This window comes from Pseudomonas vranovensis, from assembly GCF_040438935.1.
GTDB classification, from domain to species: domain Bacteria; phylum Pseudomonadota; class Gammaproteobacteria; order Pseudomonadales; family Pseudomonadaceae; genus Aquipseudomonas; species Aquipseudomonas vranovensis.
On the sequence record NZ_CP159259.1, the window covers coordinates 3,218,293 to 3,233,809 of the forward strand.

Genomic DNA, 15,517 nt, shown 5'->3' on the forward strand with positions numbered 1-15,517 from the left:
GTGCCGCTCAGAGTACCGACAACAGATTCAATCAAGGGAGCAACACAGCGATGCGCATTACCAATAGCCTGATTCTCGCCGGCGGCCTGCTGGCGGCCAGTACTGCCGCCACCGCCGGTGATCTGCTGCAATGGCAGAACAACAGCCTGACCTATCTGTGGGGCAAGAACTTTGCCGTCAACCCGGAAATCCAGCAGACCGTGACCTTCGAGCACGCCGACGCCTGGAAATACGGTGACAACTTCATCTTCGTCGACAAGATTTTTTATAACGGCGACAAGGACTTCAACAACGGCCCGAACACCTACTACGGCGAGATTCAACCGCGCCTGTCGTTCGGCAAGATTTTCGACCAGAAGCTGGAGTTCGGCCCGATCAAGGACGTGCTGCTGGCCATGACCTACGAATTTGGCGAGGGCGATACCGAGTCCTACCTGATCGGTCCTGGTTTCGACCTGGCAATCCCGGGCTTCGATTACTTCCAGCTGAACTTCTACCAGCGCAACACCGAAGGCAGCCGTGCCGGTGACAACGTTTGGCAGATCACCCCGGTATGGGCATATACCATTCCGGTGGGCAAGTCCGACATCCTCATCGATGGCTTCATGGACTGGGTCGTCGACAACGATGCCACCAGCCGCCGTGGCACCTACCACGCCAACCTGCACTTCAACCCACAGGTCAAATACGACCTGGGCAAGGCGTTGAACTGGGGCGAGAAGCAGCTGTACGTCGGTTTTGAATACGACTACTGGAAGAACAAGTACGGCATCAAGGACAGCGACGCCTTCGATACCGACCAGAACACTGCCAGCTTCCTGGTCAAGGTTCATTTCTGATTGAAATCGCGGGGCAAGCCCGCTCCTACTCCACCGGTAGGAGCGGGCTTGCCCCGCGATCAATCTCAGCCCTTCACAGCCCGCCACACCTTGCCAACAACCGCCACAACCGCCAGCACCGCAGCCCCGGCAACAATCCCCACCCCGCCATTGAGCAGTGCCCCCATCCACGCTCCGCCCCGTCCTGCGCTGAACGCCTCGATGGCGTGATGCAACGGCGCCACGCCGTGTACCAGAATCCCGCCGCCGACCAGGAACATCGCCGCCGTACCGATCACCGACAGGCTCTTCATCATGTACGGTGCCGCGCTCAGGATGCCGTTGCCCAGCCCCTGGGCGGCACGGGAGGCCTTTTGGGTCAGCCACAGGCCCAGGTCATCGAGTTTGACGATGCCCGCCACCAGGCCATACACACCGATGGTCATGACAATCGCAATGCCCGACAGCACGATGATCTGTTGGGGCAGCGGTGCGTCGGCGACCGCGCCCAGGGTGATGGCGATGATTTCTGCAGAGAGGATGAAGTCGGTGCGAATCGCGCCCTTGATCTTGGTCTTTTCCAGGGCGACCAGATCGACCGCTGGATCCGCCACGGCCTCGATCAGCGCCTCCTGCTCGGCCTGGTCTTCAGCCTTGTTGTGCAAGAACTTGTGGGCGAGCTTTTCAAAACCCTCGAAACACAGGAAGGCACCACCGATCATCAGCAGCGGCGTTACCGCCCAGGGGATGAACGCACTGATCAACAGCGCCGCCGGCACCAGGATCAGCTTGTTGACGAACGAGCCCTTGGCCACCGCCCAGACCACCGGGATTTCCCGCTCGGCGCGCACGCCGGTGACCTGCTGGGCATTGAGCGCCAGGTCGTCGCCCAGCACCCCTGCGGTCTTTTTCGCCGCGACCTTGGTCATTACCGAGACATCGTCCAATACCGTGGCGATATCGTCGATCAATACCAGAAGACTGCTTCCTGCCATGTTTGCCTGATTCCAGCGGGTTGAGAGGTGCTCAGCATAGCCCAAAGTCGCCACCTTGAGCCCTTTGCGAGCGCGGTGCTACCATGCGCAACCGCCCTTTCAGGCCCGGTGCCGCCTGCGGCCCGACACGAGGAACAGCGTCAACCATGAGCAGCATTCGCGAGCGCAACAAAGAACTGATCCTGCGCGCGGCCAGCGAGGAGTTTGCCGACAAGGGCTTTGCCGCCACCAAGACCAGCGACATCGCCGCCAAGGCCGGGTTGCCCAAGCCCAACGTCTACTACTACTTCAAATCCAAGGAAAACCTTTACCGCGAGGTCCTGGAAAGCATCATCGAACCGATCATGCAGGCATCCACCCCGTTCAATGCCGACGGTGATGCCAAAGAGGTGTTGAGCGCCTACATCCGCTCCAAGGTACGCATTTCCCGCGACTTGCCCTTCGCTTCCAAGGTATTTGCCAGCGAGATCATGCACGGTGCCCCGCACCTGAGCCCGAGCCAGGTGGAGCAGCTCAACGAACAGGCCCGGCACAACATCGAATGTATCCAGGGCTGGATCGACCGCGGCCAGATCGCCCCGATCGATCCGCACCACCTGATGTTCAGCATCTGGGCAGCGACCCAGACCTACGCTGATTTCGACTGGCAGATTTCGGTGGTCACCGGCAAGGCCAAGCTCGATGACAGCGATTATGAAGCCGCAGCGCAGACCATCATCCGCCTGGTGCTCAAGGGCTGCGAGCCCGACGCCTGATCCCCTGCAGATAACTGTCATCGTTGCCGCTGCCGCCAGGCTGCGATCGACTGCGCAGCAGTCGCCTTGAAACCTCTACGGCCGCTTTGCGGCCGATCGCAGCCTGGCGGCAGCGGCTACGTGCGTTAAGCTTTATGCCGCTACACCGGCATCCGCCGTCAAGCCTGCCTCTTCGATCGCACTGATCGCACACTGCTCGTCGATGTCCGAGGTATCGCCACTGATACCGATCGCCCCCACCACCACGCCCTGCTGATTACGGATCAGCACGCCACCCGGCGCCGGCACCACAGGGCTCTGCCCCAGACCATTGAGCGCGGCGAAGAACGCCGGGCGCTGCTGCGCGTCCAGCGCCAGCAGGCGCGAGCCCTTGCCCAGGGCGATCGCCCCCCAGGCCTTGCCCATCGCCACTTGCGGGCGCAGCAGGCTGGCACCGTCTTCGCGTTGCAGCGCCAGCAGGTGGCCGCCGCTGTCGAGTACGGCCACGGTCAGGGGAGCAGAGTTGATCTTGCGGCCCGCTACCAGCGCGGCGTTCACCAGGCTGACGGCGACTTTCAAGGTCAATGCGTTCATGGAAAGGTCCTCTTGTTGTTAGGAGCCCGAGGGCAGGTGTAAAAATCAATAGAACAAATAGAACACAATGGCGAATTTTTTTGTATACAATATTTTCAACGCGATAACCCAATTCTGACGAAAAGCCTTTTTTGAGGGCTTCCCGACGAAAGCACCCATCGCTGATGAAAATGGATTGACCAGAGTCGCCTGGCGTGAATACACTCTGACGAAAAGCAATTTGTATACAATTACAAAATCAAAGAGGCACAAAACCATGAGCAAAATGAGAGCAATTGATGCAGCCGTTCTGGTGATGCGCCGCGAAGGTGTTGATACCGCGTTTGGTATTCCGGGTGCTGCAATCAACCCGCTGTACTCGGCCCTGAAGAAAGTCGGCGGTATCGATCACGTCCTCGCTCGTCACGTTGAAGGCGCCTCGCACATGGCCGAGGGCTACACCCGCACCAAGGCCGGCAACATCGGCGTGTGCATCGGCACCTCCGGCCCTGCCGGCACTGACATGGTCACCGGCCTGTACAGCGCCTCCGCCGACTCCATCCCGATCCTGTGCATCACCGGCCAAGCGCCGCGTGCCCGCATGCACAAGGAAGATTTCCAGGCCGTCGACATCACCAGCATCGTCAAGCCGGTGACCAAGTGGGCGACCACCGTTCTGGAGCCGGGCCAAGTGCCGTACGCGTTCCAGAAAGCCTTCTACGAAATGCGCTCCGGCCGTCCAGGGCCTGTGCTGATCGACCTGCCGTTCGACGTGCAGATGGCTGAAATCGAATTCGACATCGACGCCTACCAGCCACTGCCTGTACAAAAGCCTGCCGCCAACCGCGTCCAGGTCGAAAAAGCCCTGGCCATGCTCGACACCGCCGAGCGCCCACTGCTGGTGGCCGGTGGCGGCATCATCAACGCCGATGCGTGCGACAAGCTGGTTGAGTTCGCTGAACTGACCGGTATTCCGGTCATCCCGACCCTGATGGGCTGGGGCATCATCCCTGACGATCACCCGCTGATGGTCGGCATGGTCGGCCTGCAGACGTCGCACCGCTACGGCAACGCCACCATGCTCAAGTCCGACGTGGTGCTGGGTATCGGTAACCGTTGGGCCAACCGCCACACCGGTTCCGTCGACGTCTACACCGAAGGTCGTCGCTTCATCCACGTCGACATCGAACCGACCCAGATCGGACGCGTGTTCACCCCGGACCTGGGTATCGTGTCCGACGCTGGCGCCGCACTGGACGTGTTCCTGGAAGTGGCCCGCGAGTGGAAAGCCGCCGGCAAGCTGAAAGATCGCAGCGCCTGGCTGGAAGACTGCCAGCAGCGCAAATCGAGCCTGCAGCGCAAGACCCATTTCGACAACGTGCCGGTCAAGCCACAGCGCGTTTACCAGGAAATGAACCAGGTATTCGGCAAAGACACCTGCTACGTCAGCACCATCGGTCTGTCGCAGATCGCCGGCGCCCAGTTCCTGCACGTGTACAAGCCTCGCCACTGGATCAACTGCGGCCAGGCCGGCCCACTGGGCTGGACCATCCCTGCAGCCCTGGGCGTGGTCAAGGCCGACCCGACCCGCAAGGTCGTTGCACTGTCGGGCGACTATGACTTCCAGTTCATGATCGAAGAGCTGGCCGTAGGTGCGCAGTTCAACCTGCCGTACGTCCACGTTCTGGTGAACAACTCCTACCTGGGCCTGATCCGTCAGGCACAGCGTGGCTTCGAGATGGACTACTGTGTGCAGCTGGCGTTCGAGAACGTCAACGCACCGGAACTCAACGGTTACGGTGTCGATCACGTCGCCGTGGTCGAAGGCCTGGGCTGCAAGGCCCTGCGCGTGACCGAGCCAGGTGAAATCGCCCCGGCCCTGCTCAAGGCGCAGAAACTGGCTGAAGAGTTCAAGGTACCGGTAGTGGTCGAGGTTATCCTCGAGCGCGTGACCAACATTTCCATGGGCACCGAAATCAACGCGGTCAACGAATTCGAAGACCTGGCCCTGGTCGGCAACGACGCGCCAACCGCGATTTCCATGCTCGACTGATCGCTTGAGCGGCCCTGCTGCGTCATGCACAGGGCCCACTTTTGCAAGGAGACATCCATGCCACGTTTTGCCGCCAACTTGTCCATGCTGTTCACCGAGCAGGACTTCCTCGCCCGTTTCAAGGCTGCCGCCGATGCAGGCTTCAGCGGTGTCGAGTACCTGTTCCCGTACGACTTCAGCTCGGCTGAAATCAAGCAGCAGCTCGATGCCCATGGCCTGACCCAGGTGCTGTTCAACCTGCCGGCCGGTGACTGGGCCAATGGCGATCGCGGTATCGCTTGCGATCCGGCCCGCGTCGAGCAGTTCCGCGCAGGCGTGGACCTGGCCATCGCTTACGCCAAGGTACTGGGCAACACCCAGGTCAACTGCCTGGCCGGTATTCGTCCACAAGGTCCGGACTGCGCCACTGTGCGCAAGACCTTCGTCGACAACCTGAAATTTGCCGCCGACAAACTGGAAGCCGCCGGGATCAAGCTGGTCATGGAAATGATCAACACCCGCGACATTCCGGGCTTCTACCTGAACAACACCAAGCAAGCCCTGGAAATCCAGGCTGAAGTCGGTAGCAGCAACCTGTTCCTGCAGTACGACATCTACCACATGCAAATCATGGAGGGCGACCTGGCCCGCACCATGGAAAGCAACCTGGCCAAGATCAACCACATCCAGCTGGCCGACAACCCGGGCCGCAACGAGCCGGGTACTGGCGAGATCAACTACCGCTTCCTCTTCGAACACCTGGACCGCATCGGCTACCAGGGCTGGGTGGGCTGTGAATACAAGCCGCTGACCACCACCGAAGCTGGCCTTGGCTGGTTGAAATCGCACAACGCAATCTGAGGATTCTGTGGGAGCGGGCTTGCCCCGCGATGTGATAGCGACCGCAGTGGCGCTATCGCGGGACAACCCCGCTCCTACCGGCACCCGCATCCAAAAATTACAAGAGGCTTTTCTCATGGCTAAAATCGGATTTATCGGCACCGGCATCATGGGCCACCCAATGGCGCAGAACCTGCAAAAAGCCGGTCACAGCCTGTTCCTGTCCACCCACCACGATGCCGCCCCGGCCGACCTGATCGCCGCTGGCGCCGTTGCCCTGGCCAACCCGAAAGAAGTGGCCCAGGAAGCTGAATTCATCATCGTCATGGTGCCCGATACCCCACAGGTAGACTCGGTACTGTTCGGCGAGAACGGCGTGGCGCTGGGCGTTGGCCCGAACAAGGTGGTGATCGACATGAGCTCGATCTCCCCTACCGCCACCAAAGCCTTCGCCGAGAAGATCAAGGCCACCGGCGCTACCTACCTGGACGCCCCGGTCTCCGGCGGTGAAGTTGGCGCCAAAGCTGCGACCCTGAGCATCATGGTCGGCGGTTGCCCGAATGCCTTCGAACGCGCTCTGCCGCTGTTCCAGGCCATGGGCAAGAACATCACCCGTGTCGGCGGCAGCGGCGACGGCCAGACTGCCAAGGTTGCCAACCAGATCATCGTTGCCCTGAACATCCAGGCCGTGGCTGAAGCCCTGTTGTTCGCCGCCAAGAACGGCGCCGATCCTGCCAAGGTGCGTGAAGCACTGATGGGCGGCTTCGCCTCCTCCAAGATCCTGGAAGTACACGGCGATCGCATGATCAAAGGCACCTTCGATCCAGGCTTCCGCATCAGCCTGCACCAGAAGGACCTGAACCTGGCCCTGCAAGGCGCCAAGGAACTGAACATCAACTTGCCCAACACCGCCAACGCCCAGCAAGTGTTCAGCACCTGCGCGGCCATCGGTGGCGCCAACTGGGACCACTCCGCGCTGATCAAGGGCCTTGAGCACATGGCCAACTTCTCGATCCGCGAAGAGAAATAAACAACGCTGCACGCTACACGGTTCAACGCGCAACACCGCCCCTGGGTCTGCCTGCACGGAGGCGAACCCAGGGGCGTTTTTGATTTTGAAGAACAATAAGATTGGAGCCTGCCATGTCGGTCGATCCGCAACAATTTCTGCGCGAGCTGTTCGCCACGGCCATCGATGCCGCGCACCCTCGCCAGGTCCTTGAAGCCCACCTGCCCAGCGACCGCAGCGGTCGCGTCATTGTCATCGGCGCCGGCAAGGCCGCAGCGGCTATGGCCGAAGTGGTCGAGCGCAGCTGGAAAGGCCCGGTTTCCGGCCTGGTGGTGACCCGCTACGGTCACGGCGCCAGCTGCTCCAAGATCGAGGTGGTCGAAGCCGCCCACCCGGTGCCCGACGCCGCAGGCCTGGCCGTGGCCAAGCGCGTGCTGGAGATGGTCAGCAACCTCAGCGCCGACGACCGGGTGATCTTCCTGCTGTCTGGCGGTGGCTCTGCCCTGCTGGCCCTGCCAGCCGAAGGCCTGACCCTGGCCGACAAGCAACAGATCAACAAAGCCCTGCTCAAATCCGGCGCCACCATCGGCGAGATGAACTGCGTGCGCAAGCACCTCTCGGCGATCAAGGGCGGCCGCCTGGCCAAGGCCTGCTGGCCGGCCACCGTCTACACCTATGCGATTTCCGACGTACCGGGCGATTTGGCAACCGTGATCGCCTCCGGCCCCACCGTGGCCGACCCGAGCACCTCGGCCGAAGCCCTGGCGATCCTCAAGCGCTACAACATCGAAGCGCCTGCTGCCGTCACCGCCTGGCTGAACAACCCGGCCTCCGAGACGGTCAAGGCCGATGATCCGGCATTGGCGCGCAGCCACTTCCAGTTGATCGCCCGTCCCCAGCAGTCGCTGGAAGCGGCCGCGGTCAAGGCCCGTCAGGCCGGCTTCAGCCCGCTGATCCTGGGTGACCTGGAAGGCGAATCGCGGGAAGTCGCCAAGGTACATGCCGGCATCGCCCGGCAGATCGTGCTGCACGGCCAACCGCTGTCGCCGCCCTGCGTGATCCTTTCCGGTGGCGAAACCACCGTGACCGTGCGCGGCAATGGCCGCGGCGGACGCAACGCCGAGTTCCTCCTGAGCCTGACCGAAAGCCTGAAGGGTTTGCCCGGCGTCTACGCCCTGGCCGGTGACACCGATGGCATCGACGGTTCCGAAGACAACGCCGGCGCCCTGATGACCCCGCACAGCTACGCGCGCGCCGCGGCCCTGGGCCTGTCGGCCAGCGACGAGTTGGACAACAACAACGGCTATGGCTACTTCGCCGCTCTCGATGCCTTGATCGTCACCGAGCCGACGCGGACCAACGTCAACGATTTTCGCGCCATTCTGATCCTCGAGAGTGCCAACCATGACGCCTGACAAAAAAGTCAAAATCCTCGCTACCCTCGGCCCTGCCATCAAGGGCATCGACGACATCCGCCAACTGGTCGAAGCCGGGGTGAACATCTTTCGCCTCAACTTCAGCCACGGCGAACACGAAGACCACGCCCTGCGCTTCCAGTGGATCCGCGAGGTAGAGAGCCAGCTCAACTACCCGCTGGGCATCCTCATGGACCTGCAAGGCCCCAAGCTGCGCGTGGGCCGCTTCGCCGACGGCAAGGTGCAACTGCAGCGCGGCCAGGCGTTGCGCCTGGACCTCGACACCACCCCGGGCACCCTCTCGCGGGTCAACCTGCCGCACCCGGAAATCATCGCGGCGCTTGAGCCAGGCATGGACCTGCTGCTCGATGACGGCAAGCTGCGCCTGCGGGTTACCGCCAAGCACGCCGATGCCATCGAGACCGAAGTGCTCAACGGCGGCGAGCTGTCGGACCGCAAAGGCGTCAACGTGCCCCAGGCCGTTCTGGACCTCAGCCCGCTGACCGCCAAGGACCGCCGCGACCTGACCTTCGGCCTGGAGCTGGGTGTGGACTGGGTGGCGCTGTCGTTCGTGCAGCGCCCGGAAGACATCGTTGAAGCACGTCAGTTGATTGGCGACCGCGCCTACCTGATGGCCAAGATCGAGAAGCCTTCGGCAGTTACCCAACTGCGTGCGATTGCCGAGCTGAGCGATGCGATCATGGTTGCCCGTGGCGACCTGGGCGTGGAAGTGCCGGCCGAAAGCGTGCCGCAGATCCAGAAAAGCATCATCAACACCTGCCGCGAGCTGGGCAAACCGGTGGTCGTCGCCACCCAGATGCTCGAATCGATGCGCTTCTCCCCAGCCCCGACCCGCGCTGAAGTCACCGACGTGGCCAACGCCGTGGCAGAAGGCGCCGATGCGGTGATGCTGTCGGCCGAGACCGCCTCGGGCGACTACCCGCTCGAAGCCGTGCAGATGATGAGCAAGATCATCCGCCAGGTCGAGAACGGCCCGGACTACCAGGCGCAACTGGACGTCGGTCGTCCCAAGGCCGAAGCGACCGTGTCGGACGCCATCAGCTGTGCGATCCGTCGGATCAGCGGCATCCTGCCGGTGGCCGTGCTGGTCAACTACAGTGAATCGGGTGCCTCGACCCTGCGCGCCGCTCGCGAGCGGCCACGGGCGCCGATCCTCAACCTGACCCCCAACCTGTCCACTGCTCGTCGCCTGAGCGTGGCCTGGGGCGTGCATTCGGTAGTCAACGATCGTCTGCGCCAGGTTGATGAAATCTGCTCCACCGCATTGGAAATCGCCCAGGCCCAGGGCATGGCCAGCCGTGGCGACACGCTGTTGATCACTGCCGGTGTGCCTTTTGGCAAGCCAGGATCGACTAACACGCTGCGGATCGAAACACTGATCTGAGGGTAATAACCCATCGCGGGGCAAGCCCGTTCCTACAGGCAATACTGTGGGAGCGGGCTTGCCCCGCGATGATCAGCAAAAAGAATTCATGTGGGAAAACCCGGCCCGACAGAGGCCTCCCCACTCCACATCAACCCAGACTGCCCCCATGTACACCAAGAATTTCGTCAACCCGTGCCCCGACTGGGCCACGGCCTTGCTCAATGGCTTCAGCCAGGTCCTGCTGCAGCGCAGCCCGCTGTGCGGCCTGCTCTGCCTGCTGGCCATCACACTGACCGCCCCCGACCTGGTCGGCGGCGCCTTGCTGGGCGCCCTCGCCGGGCTGCTCACAGCCCAGCGCCGCGGCTACAACCGCACCGATCGCCAGGCCGGCCTGTACAGCTACAACGGCGTACTGCTCGGCCTGTTGCTGAGCTACGCCCTGCCCTGGTCGGCCATCCTGCCGCCGCTGATCATCGCCGCCGGTGGCCTGAGCAGCATGCTCGTACACCAGTGGCTCAAGCGCGCCAGCTCCAACCTGCTGTTGCCGGCCTACACCGCGCCCTTCGTGCTGATCGGCTGGGCGGTGCTGCTGGTCAGCGAACCGGCTACCAGCACTGCAACCCCACTTGAGCACAATGCGCTCTACGCACTGGCGCGCGGCCTGGGCCAGATCTTCCTCCTGGACAACCCGCTGGCCGGCCTGCTGATTGCCATCGGCCTGTTGATCGCCAACCGCTATGCCGCCGCCTGGGCGTTGCTCGGTGCAGCGCTGGGCGGCAGCGTCGCCCTGCTCGGTGGCGAAGCCAGTGCGGCCTACGCCGGCCTCTGCGGTTTCAATGCCGCACTCGCCGCCCTGGCCTTCAGCCAGACCCGCCAGCAACCCTGGCTGCCGTTGCTGGCGATGCTCCTGGCGATCGTCCTGCAACCTGTGGTCGCGCACCTGCCGGTCCCAGGCCTTACCGCACCGTTCATCCTGGCCTGCTGGCTGGTGCTGATCGGCCAGCGCCTGACGCGCCGTCCGCTGGTTCGCCGTGCCGGCCGCTTGCATAGCTGAAGGGCTGCCCCTAGGCTCAGCTCCATTGTGAAATGGAGCTGAACATGGATACCCCCTTGAGCTGGCGAGAGCGGCTCTACGTCGTCGTTTTTCAAACCGACACCGTCGCTGGCCGACGTTTTGACAGCCTCCTGCTGCTGATCATCCTCGCCAGCTTGATCACCGTGGTGCTCGACAGCATCGATGAAGTCCACCAGAACTACGCCGGCTTGCTGGCCGGCATCGAGTGGGGCTTCACCGCGATCTTCCTGGCCGAATATGTGGTGCGCCTGTACTGCTCGCCCAAGCCCCTGCGCTACGCCTTCAGTTTTTATGGCCTGGTCGACCTGCTGGCGATCGTGCCGGGGATCATCGCCCTGTACTACAGCGATGCCCAGTACCTGCTGATCATCCGGGTGATCCGGATGCTGCGCATCTTTCGCGTGCTCAAGCTCAGCCCCTACCTCAAGCAGGCGCATTACCTGCTCGCGGCATTGCGGGGCAGCAAGCAGAAGATCATCGTCTTCCTGGTCAGCGTCTCGACCCTGGTGACGGTGTTCGGCACCTTGATGTATGTGGTCGAAGGCCCCGAGCACGGCTTTACCAGTATCCCCAAGGGGATCTACTGGGCCATCGTCACCCTGACCACCGTGGGCTTTGGCGATATCGTGCCCAAGACGCCGCTGGGCCAGGTGATTTCCTCGATGGTGATGATCACCGGCTACTCGATCATTGCCGTGCCGACCGGTATCTTCACTGCCGAGCTGGCCAATGCCATGCGCGGCGAACAGCTGCAGCACGACTGTCCGGTGTGCCGCAAGAACAACCATGAACATGGGGCAGCGTTCTGCTCCCGTTGTGGCAACGCGTTGTTTAAGAAAATGGAATAAGCACAGCACTTTTTAATCTTTTAGCGCCTAAAGCCGAACCGTTATAGTCGCTGGCAAAATGCCTTTGATGCCAATTCGAACAAGGAATGCGCAGTGAAAAAACTCTTCAGTGCCTCGCTTCTGGCCGCAGGCCTCGCCCTGAGCAACCTGGCCCACGCAGCGCCGCCGCTGCTGAACGTCTCCTATGACGTGATGCGCGACTTCTACAAGGACTACAACGCCGCCTTCCAGAAGCACTGGGAAGCCGAGCACAAAGAGAAACTCACCGTGCAGATGTCGTTCGGTGGTTCGAGCAAGCAGGCGCGCTCGGTCATCGACGGCCTGCCGGCCGACGTCATCACCATGAACATGGCCACCGACATCAACGCCCTGGCCGACAACGGCAAGCTGGTGCCCGACAACTGGGTGACCCGCCTGCCGAACAACAGCGCGCCGTTCACCTCGGCCACGGTGTTCATCGTGCGCAAGGGCAACCCCAAGGCCCTCAAAGACTGGCCCGACCTGCTCAAGGACGGCGTCCAGGTCATCGTGCCCAACCCCAAGACCTCGGGTAACGGCCGCTACACCTACCTCTCGGCCTGGGGCTATGTGTTGAAGAACGGCGGAGACGAGAACAAGGCCAAGGACTTCGTCGGCAAACTGTTCAAGCAGGCGCCAGTGCTCGACACCGGCGGTCGCGCCGCCACCACCACGTTCATGACCAACCAGATCGGCGATGTGCTGGTGACTTTCGAGAACGAAGCCGAGATGATCGCTCGCGAGTTCGGCCGCGATCAGTTCGAGGTCATCTACCCAAGCGTCTCCGCCGAAGCCGAGCCACCGGTGACCGTGGTCGACAAAGTGGTCGACAAGAAAGGCACCCGCGCCACTGCCGAGGCGTACCTGAAGTACCTGTGGTCGCCAGAGGCCCAGGAAATCGCCGCCAACAACTACCTGCGCCCCCGTGATGCAACCGTGCTGGCCAAGTACACCGACCGCTTCCCCAAAGTCGACTTCCTGTCGGTAGAGAAGACCTTCGGTGACTGGCGCACCGTGCAGAAGACCCACTTCAACGACGGTGGTGTGTTCGACCAGATCTACACCGGCCAGTAACCAGGCCCTCGGCAGCGGCTACAGATTACCCGTGTAGCCGCTGGCGACAGCCTGCGATCGGCCGAGCAGCGGTCGTGCCTCAAGACAGTTGCTCCTGCTCCGCGATTGCTCCTCCAACGATCCGTTCATTGACTACCCTTTCCGTGATCCACGGTTCAAGGAGTACCCAGTGACCCGATCTTTCCTCGCCCTGCTGCTCGGCGCCCTGCTAAGCATCCAGTTGGCGGCCGCGGTACCCCTGCTGCCCAAGGCTGACAAATCCACTGAACCCGCCGAACCGGTGGTCCAGGGTGGCCTGCTGGGCGCGATTGCCGATGGCCTGGACGACGTCAGCCAGGAGCTGGATGTCGACAACCACCTGATCGACAACTGGCGCCTGCGCGCCGACCGCGCCGCCGATGAAGTCGATCAGTTGGTCACCAAGCCGGCGGGGTTGAGCTCCCTGGAACTGTGGCGCGATTTCGCCATTCTCACCGTCACCTGGCTGATCGCCTTTGTCGTGCTCACCCAGCTGGGGCGTTTTCTGGCCCTCAGCAGCAGCCGCTCCCGCCTGCTGCGCAAGCGACCGCGGCCGAGCCAGGTGGTCAAATACCTGCTGGTCTACACCCTGCCCGCCCTGGCCAGCCTGATCATCACCCTCTACGTCAGCCACTTTCTGGCTATTTCGGCCGGTCGCGCACTGGGCATGAGCCTGGCCTATGCCACCAGCAGCGGTACCTTTTCAACCTCGATCATTCTCTGCCTGATCACCCTGTTCGACACCGGGCACAAGCGCACTGCAGTGCGCATCATCTACCAGGTGGCACCACGGCCACTGTTTCTGATCGGCTTCCTGGCGGCCTGGAGCGATGCGCTCACCAGCCCGCAGATCGCCCGGCAACTGGGCGGCAACATCACCAGCAGCATCGCCGCCGTGACCGGCCTGCTGGCAACCCTGGCGTTCGCAGTGCTGGTGCTCAAGCTGCGCCGCCCGGTCGCGCACCTGATCCGCAACCGCGCCTTGCCCGACCGCCTGGAACACCGTGCGGTACAGGAAACCCTGCGCATTTTCTCGGCACTGTGGTTCCTGCCGATCCTGATGATGATTCTGGTCTCGGCCATCCACCTGATCGGCGCCGGCGAAGAAAGCCAGCGCGCCCTGCAAAAGGCCCTGCTGACCTCGATCCTGCTGATCGGCACAGTGTTCCTCAGCACCGTCCTGCAGCGCATGTTCATCCACCAGGAGCAGGACGCCAGGCAGCGCCTGCGGCCCTACAAGGAACTGCTGCGCAACCTGGCCTATGCACTGCTGCGCATCGCCATGGCAGTGGCCTTCATCGAGCTGCTGGGGCGTATCTGGGGCTTCTCCGTACTCGATTTCGCCCTGCGCAACCGCCTGGGCCGGGCCATCAGCGATTCGTTGAGCAGCATTGGCCTGATCCTGCTGGTGACCTGGCTGCTGTGGGTAGTGATCGACACCGCCATCCAGGAAGCGCTCAAGCCCACCGTCGGACGCCGAGCCTCGCGCCAACCCAGCACCCGGGTGCGCACTATCCTGCCGATGCTGCGCAACGCCATCAAAATCATCCTGGTGGTGATCTGCACCATCACCACCATGGCCAACCTGGGCATCAACGTCGCTCCGCTGCTGGCCGGTGCCGGCGTGGTGGGCCTGGCCATCGGCTTCGGCTCCCAGCAACTGGTGCAGGATGTGATCACCGGCCTGTTCATCCTCATCGAAGACACCATCGCCATCGGCGACTGGGTGGTGCTCGACTCCGGCCACGCCGGCACTGTCGAAAGCCTGACCATCCGCACCCTGCGCCTGCGCGACGGCAAGGGCTTCGTACACTCGGTGCCGTTCGGCCAGATCAAGGCAGTCACCAACCAGTCGCGGCAGTTCGCCTATGCGTTTTTCTCCGTACAGTTCAGCTACGCCACCAACGTCGACAGCGCCTTGAAACTGATCCGCGAAGTGGGCCACTCGATCAGCGAAGACCCGATGCTGCGCCACAGCCTGCAAGGGCCGCTGCAGGTGTTCGGGGTCGACAGCATGAACCTCAACGGCATCACCCTTACCGCGCAGTTTCGTACCAGCTCCGGCGGCCAGTACGCGGTCAACCGGGCCTTCAACGAACGCCTGAAAAAGCGCGTGGACGAAACCGATGACGTCAGCTTTGCTCAGTACTATCCAGCCCCGCCCGGCCGAGGCGAAGGACAGGCCTGATTGATCTTTCTAGCCCCTGACATCGGTGATAAAGTCGCGCCCATGAACCCCACCCGCGCCCACCGCCCGCTGATTGCCTGGACCCTGTATTTCTGTGTCCTGTTCAATCTGTTCGCCTGCGGTATCGGTCATGGGCAAATGATGGGCCTCAAGCTCAACGGCATCGGCGGCGCCTTCTGCTCGGCCATGGGCTCAGCGGGCCCAACCTTCAAGAGCGATTTCGGCGATCAATCGGTCGCCGGCTGGGACAGCCTGCAAACCTGCCCGGTGTGCGCTGCAGCTGTGGTGTGCCTGGGCCTGGTGCTGGTCATCGGCTGGCTGCTGGCCGCCGCGCGTATCCGCCGCTATCACCGTGAACTGCGCAGCAAGGCGCCACCCCGCTATTGCTGGCCTGCCGCCAACCCCCGCGCCTCCCCCTTTCTGGCTTGAACCACCTGGCCGCCCGTGCGGCTGCCTGTAATCGGCCTCATTGCCGTACCTGACCCACAGGTGC

The 15,517-nt window shown here is 62.6% G+C and carries 14 protein-coding genes; 12 read left to right on the plus strand and 2 right to left on the minus strand.

Translation table 11 applies throughout. The features are described 5' to 3' along the window. Positions 1-50 precede the first annotated feature (50 nt). The gene (locus ABVN19_RS14940) at positions 51-839 is read left to right on the plus strand and encodes an outer membrane protein OmpK (protein ID WP_028945423.1); all 789 of its coding nucleotides are present in this window, start codon (positions 51-53) and stop codon (positions 837-839) included. 65 nt (positions 840-904) lie between these two features. Here ABVN19_RS14940 and ABVN19_RS14945 read toward each other — a convergent pair whose 3' ends face one another. Continuing rightward, complete coding sequence (locus ABVN19_RS14945; RefSeq protein ID WP_028945424.1) at positions 905-1,813, minus strand: DUF808 family protein; 909 nt, start codon at positions 1,811-1,813, stop codon at positions 905-907. Between the two features lie 146 nt (positions 1,814-1,959). Between ABVN19_RS14945 and ABVN19_RS14950 the strand changes: the two genes are divergently transcribed. Next, a complete protein-coding gene (locus ABVN19_RS14950) occupies positions 1,960-2,568 on the plus strand; it encodes a TetR/AcrR family transcriptional regulator (protein WP_028945425.1) in 609 nt (202 codons plus the stop codon). Positions 2,569-2,700: 132 nt separating this feature from the next. Here the strand turns inward: ABVN19_RS14950 and ABVN19_RS14955 are convergent, their stop codons facing one another. Then, complete coding sequence (locus tag ABVN19_RS14955) at positions 2,701-3,141, minus strand: heme-binding protein (protein WP_028945426.1); 441 nt, start codon at positions 3,139-3,141, stop codon at positions 2,701-2,703. 256 nt (positions 3,142-3,397) lie between these two features. Between ABVN19_RS14955 and gcl the strand changes: the two genes are divergently transcribed. From gcl to ABVN19_RS15005, 10 genes are all read left to right on the plus strand, one after another. Then, positions 3,398-5,173, plus strand: coding sequence for a glyoxylate carboligase (gcl, locus tag ABVN19_RS14960; protein WP_028945427.1), 1,776 nt, complete (start codon positions 3,398-3,400; stop codon positions 5,171-5,173). 57 nt (positions 5,174-5,230) lie between these two features. Continuing rightward, complete coding sequence (gene hyi / locus ABVN19_RS14965) at positions 5,231-6,013, plus strand: hydroxypyruvate isomerase (protein WP_105641569.1); 783 nt, start codon at positions 5,231-5,233, stop codon at positions 6,011-6,013. Positions 6,014-6,128: 115 nt separating this feature from the next. Further along, positions 6,129-7,022 carry a 2-hydroxy-3-oxopropionate reductase gene (locus ABVN19_RS14970; protein WP_028945429.1) on the plus strand — a complete coding sequence of 298 codons (894 nt, stop codon included), beginning with the start codon at positions 6,129-6,131 and terminating at the stop codon, positions 7,020-7,022. A 113-nt stretch (positions 7,023-7,135) separates the two neighbouring features. Continuing rightward, entirely contained in the window at positions 7,136-8,416 is a 1,281-nt protein-coding gene (locus ABVN19_RS14975; RefSeq protein WP_028945430.1) for a glycerate kinase, read from the plus strand. Continuing rightward, the gene (gene pyk / locus ABVN19_RS14980; RefSeq protein ID WP_028945431.1) at positions 8,406-9,821 is read left to right on the plus strand and encodes a pyruvate kinase; all 1,416 of its coding nucleotides are present in this window, start codon (positions 8,406-8,408) and stop codon (positions 9,819-9,821) included. Before ABVN19_RS14975 ends, pyk begins: the two co-directional genes overlap by 11 nt. A gap of 148 nt (positions 9,822-9,969) precedes the next feature. After that, complete coding sequence (locus ABVN19_RS14985; RefSeq protein WP_028945432.1) at positions 9,970-10,857, plus strand: urea transporter; 888 nt, start codon at positions 9,970-9,972, stop codon at positions 10,855-10,857. 44 nt (positions 10,858-10,901) lie between these two features. Then, positions 10,902-11,726: an ion transporter gene (locus ABVN19_RS14990; protein ID WP_028945433.1), complete on the plus strand. Its 825-nt coding sequence runs from the start codon at positions 10,902-10,904 to the stop codon at positions 11,724-11,726. A 93-nt stretch (positions 11,727-11,819) separates the two neighbouring features. Continuing rightward, positions 11,820-12,818, plus strand: coding sequence for a sulfate ABC transporter substrate-binding protein (locus ABVN19_RS14995; RefSeq protein ID WP_028945434.1), 999 nt, complete (start codon positions 11,820-11,822; stop codon positions 12,816-12,818). A gap of 169 nt (positions 12,819-12,987) precedes the next feature. Continuing rightward, positions 12,988-15,024, plus strand: a complete 2,037-nt coding sequence (locus tag ABVN19_RS15000) for a mechanosensitive ion channel domain-containing protein (protein WP_105641570.1) — start codon at positions 12,988-12,990, stop codon at positions 15,022-15,024. Between the two features lie 42 nt (positions 15,025-15,066). After that, positions 15,067-15,453 (plus strand): DUF2946 domain-containing protein, encoded by a 387-nt coding sequence (locus ABVN19_RS15005; RefSeq protein ID WP_028945436.1) that lies wholly within the window; start codon positions 15,067-15,069, stop codon positions 15,451-15,453. The last annotated feature ends 64 nt before the right edge of the window (positions 15,454-15,517 follow it).

Bases quoted from the DNA above. Each gene is read 5' to 3' on its own strand.
- ABVN19_RS14990 (WP_028945433.1), top strand. From the start codon at position 10,902: ATGGATACCCCCTTGAGCTGGCGAGAGCGGCTCTACGTCGTCGTTTTT.
- ABVN19_RS14955 (WP_028945426.1), bottom strand. From the start codon at position 3,141: ATGAACGCATTGACCTTGAAAGTCGCCGTCAGCCTGGTGAACGCCGCG.
- ABVN19_RS14970 (WP_028945429.1), top strand. From the start codon at position 6,129: ATGGCTAAAATCGGATTTATCGGCACCGGCATCATGGGCCACCCAATG.
- ABVN19_RS14945 (WP_028945424.1), bottom strand. From the start codon at position 1,813: ATGGCAGGAAGCAGTCTTCTGGTATTGATCGACGATATCGCCACGGTA.
- gcl (WP_028945427.1), top strand. From the start codon at position 3,398: ATGAGCAAAATGAGAGCAATTGATGCAGCCGTTCTGGTGATGCGCCGC.
- ABVN19_RS14940 (WP_028945423.1), top strand. From the start codon at position 51: ATGCGCATTACCAATAGCCTGATTCTCGCCGGCGGCCTGCTGGCGGCC.
- ABVN19_RS14985 (WP_028945432.1), top strand. From the start codon at position 9,970: ATGTACACCAAGAATTTCGTCAACCCGTGCCCCGACTGGGCCACGGCC.
- pyk (WP_028945431.1), top strand. From the start codon at position 8,406: ATGACGCCTGACAAAAAAGTCAAAATCCTCGCTACCCTCGGCCCTGCC.
- ABVN19_RS14950 (WP_028945425.1), top strand. From the start codon at position 1,960: ATGAGCAGCATTCGCGAGCGCAACAAAGAACTGATCCTGCGCGCGGCC.
- ABVN19_RS14975 (WP_028945430.1), top strand. From the start codon at position 7,136: ATGTCGGTCGATCCGCAACAATTTCTGCGCGAGCTGTTCGCCACGGCC.
- ABVN19_RS15005 (WP_028945436.1), top strand. From the start codon at position 15,067: ATGAACCCCACCCGCGCCCACCGCCCGCTGATTGCCTGGACCCTGTAT.
- hyi (WP_105641569.1), top strand. From the start codon at position 5,231: ATGCCACGTTTTGCCGCCAACTTGTCCATGCTGTTCACCGAGCAGGAC.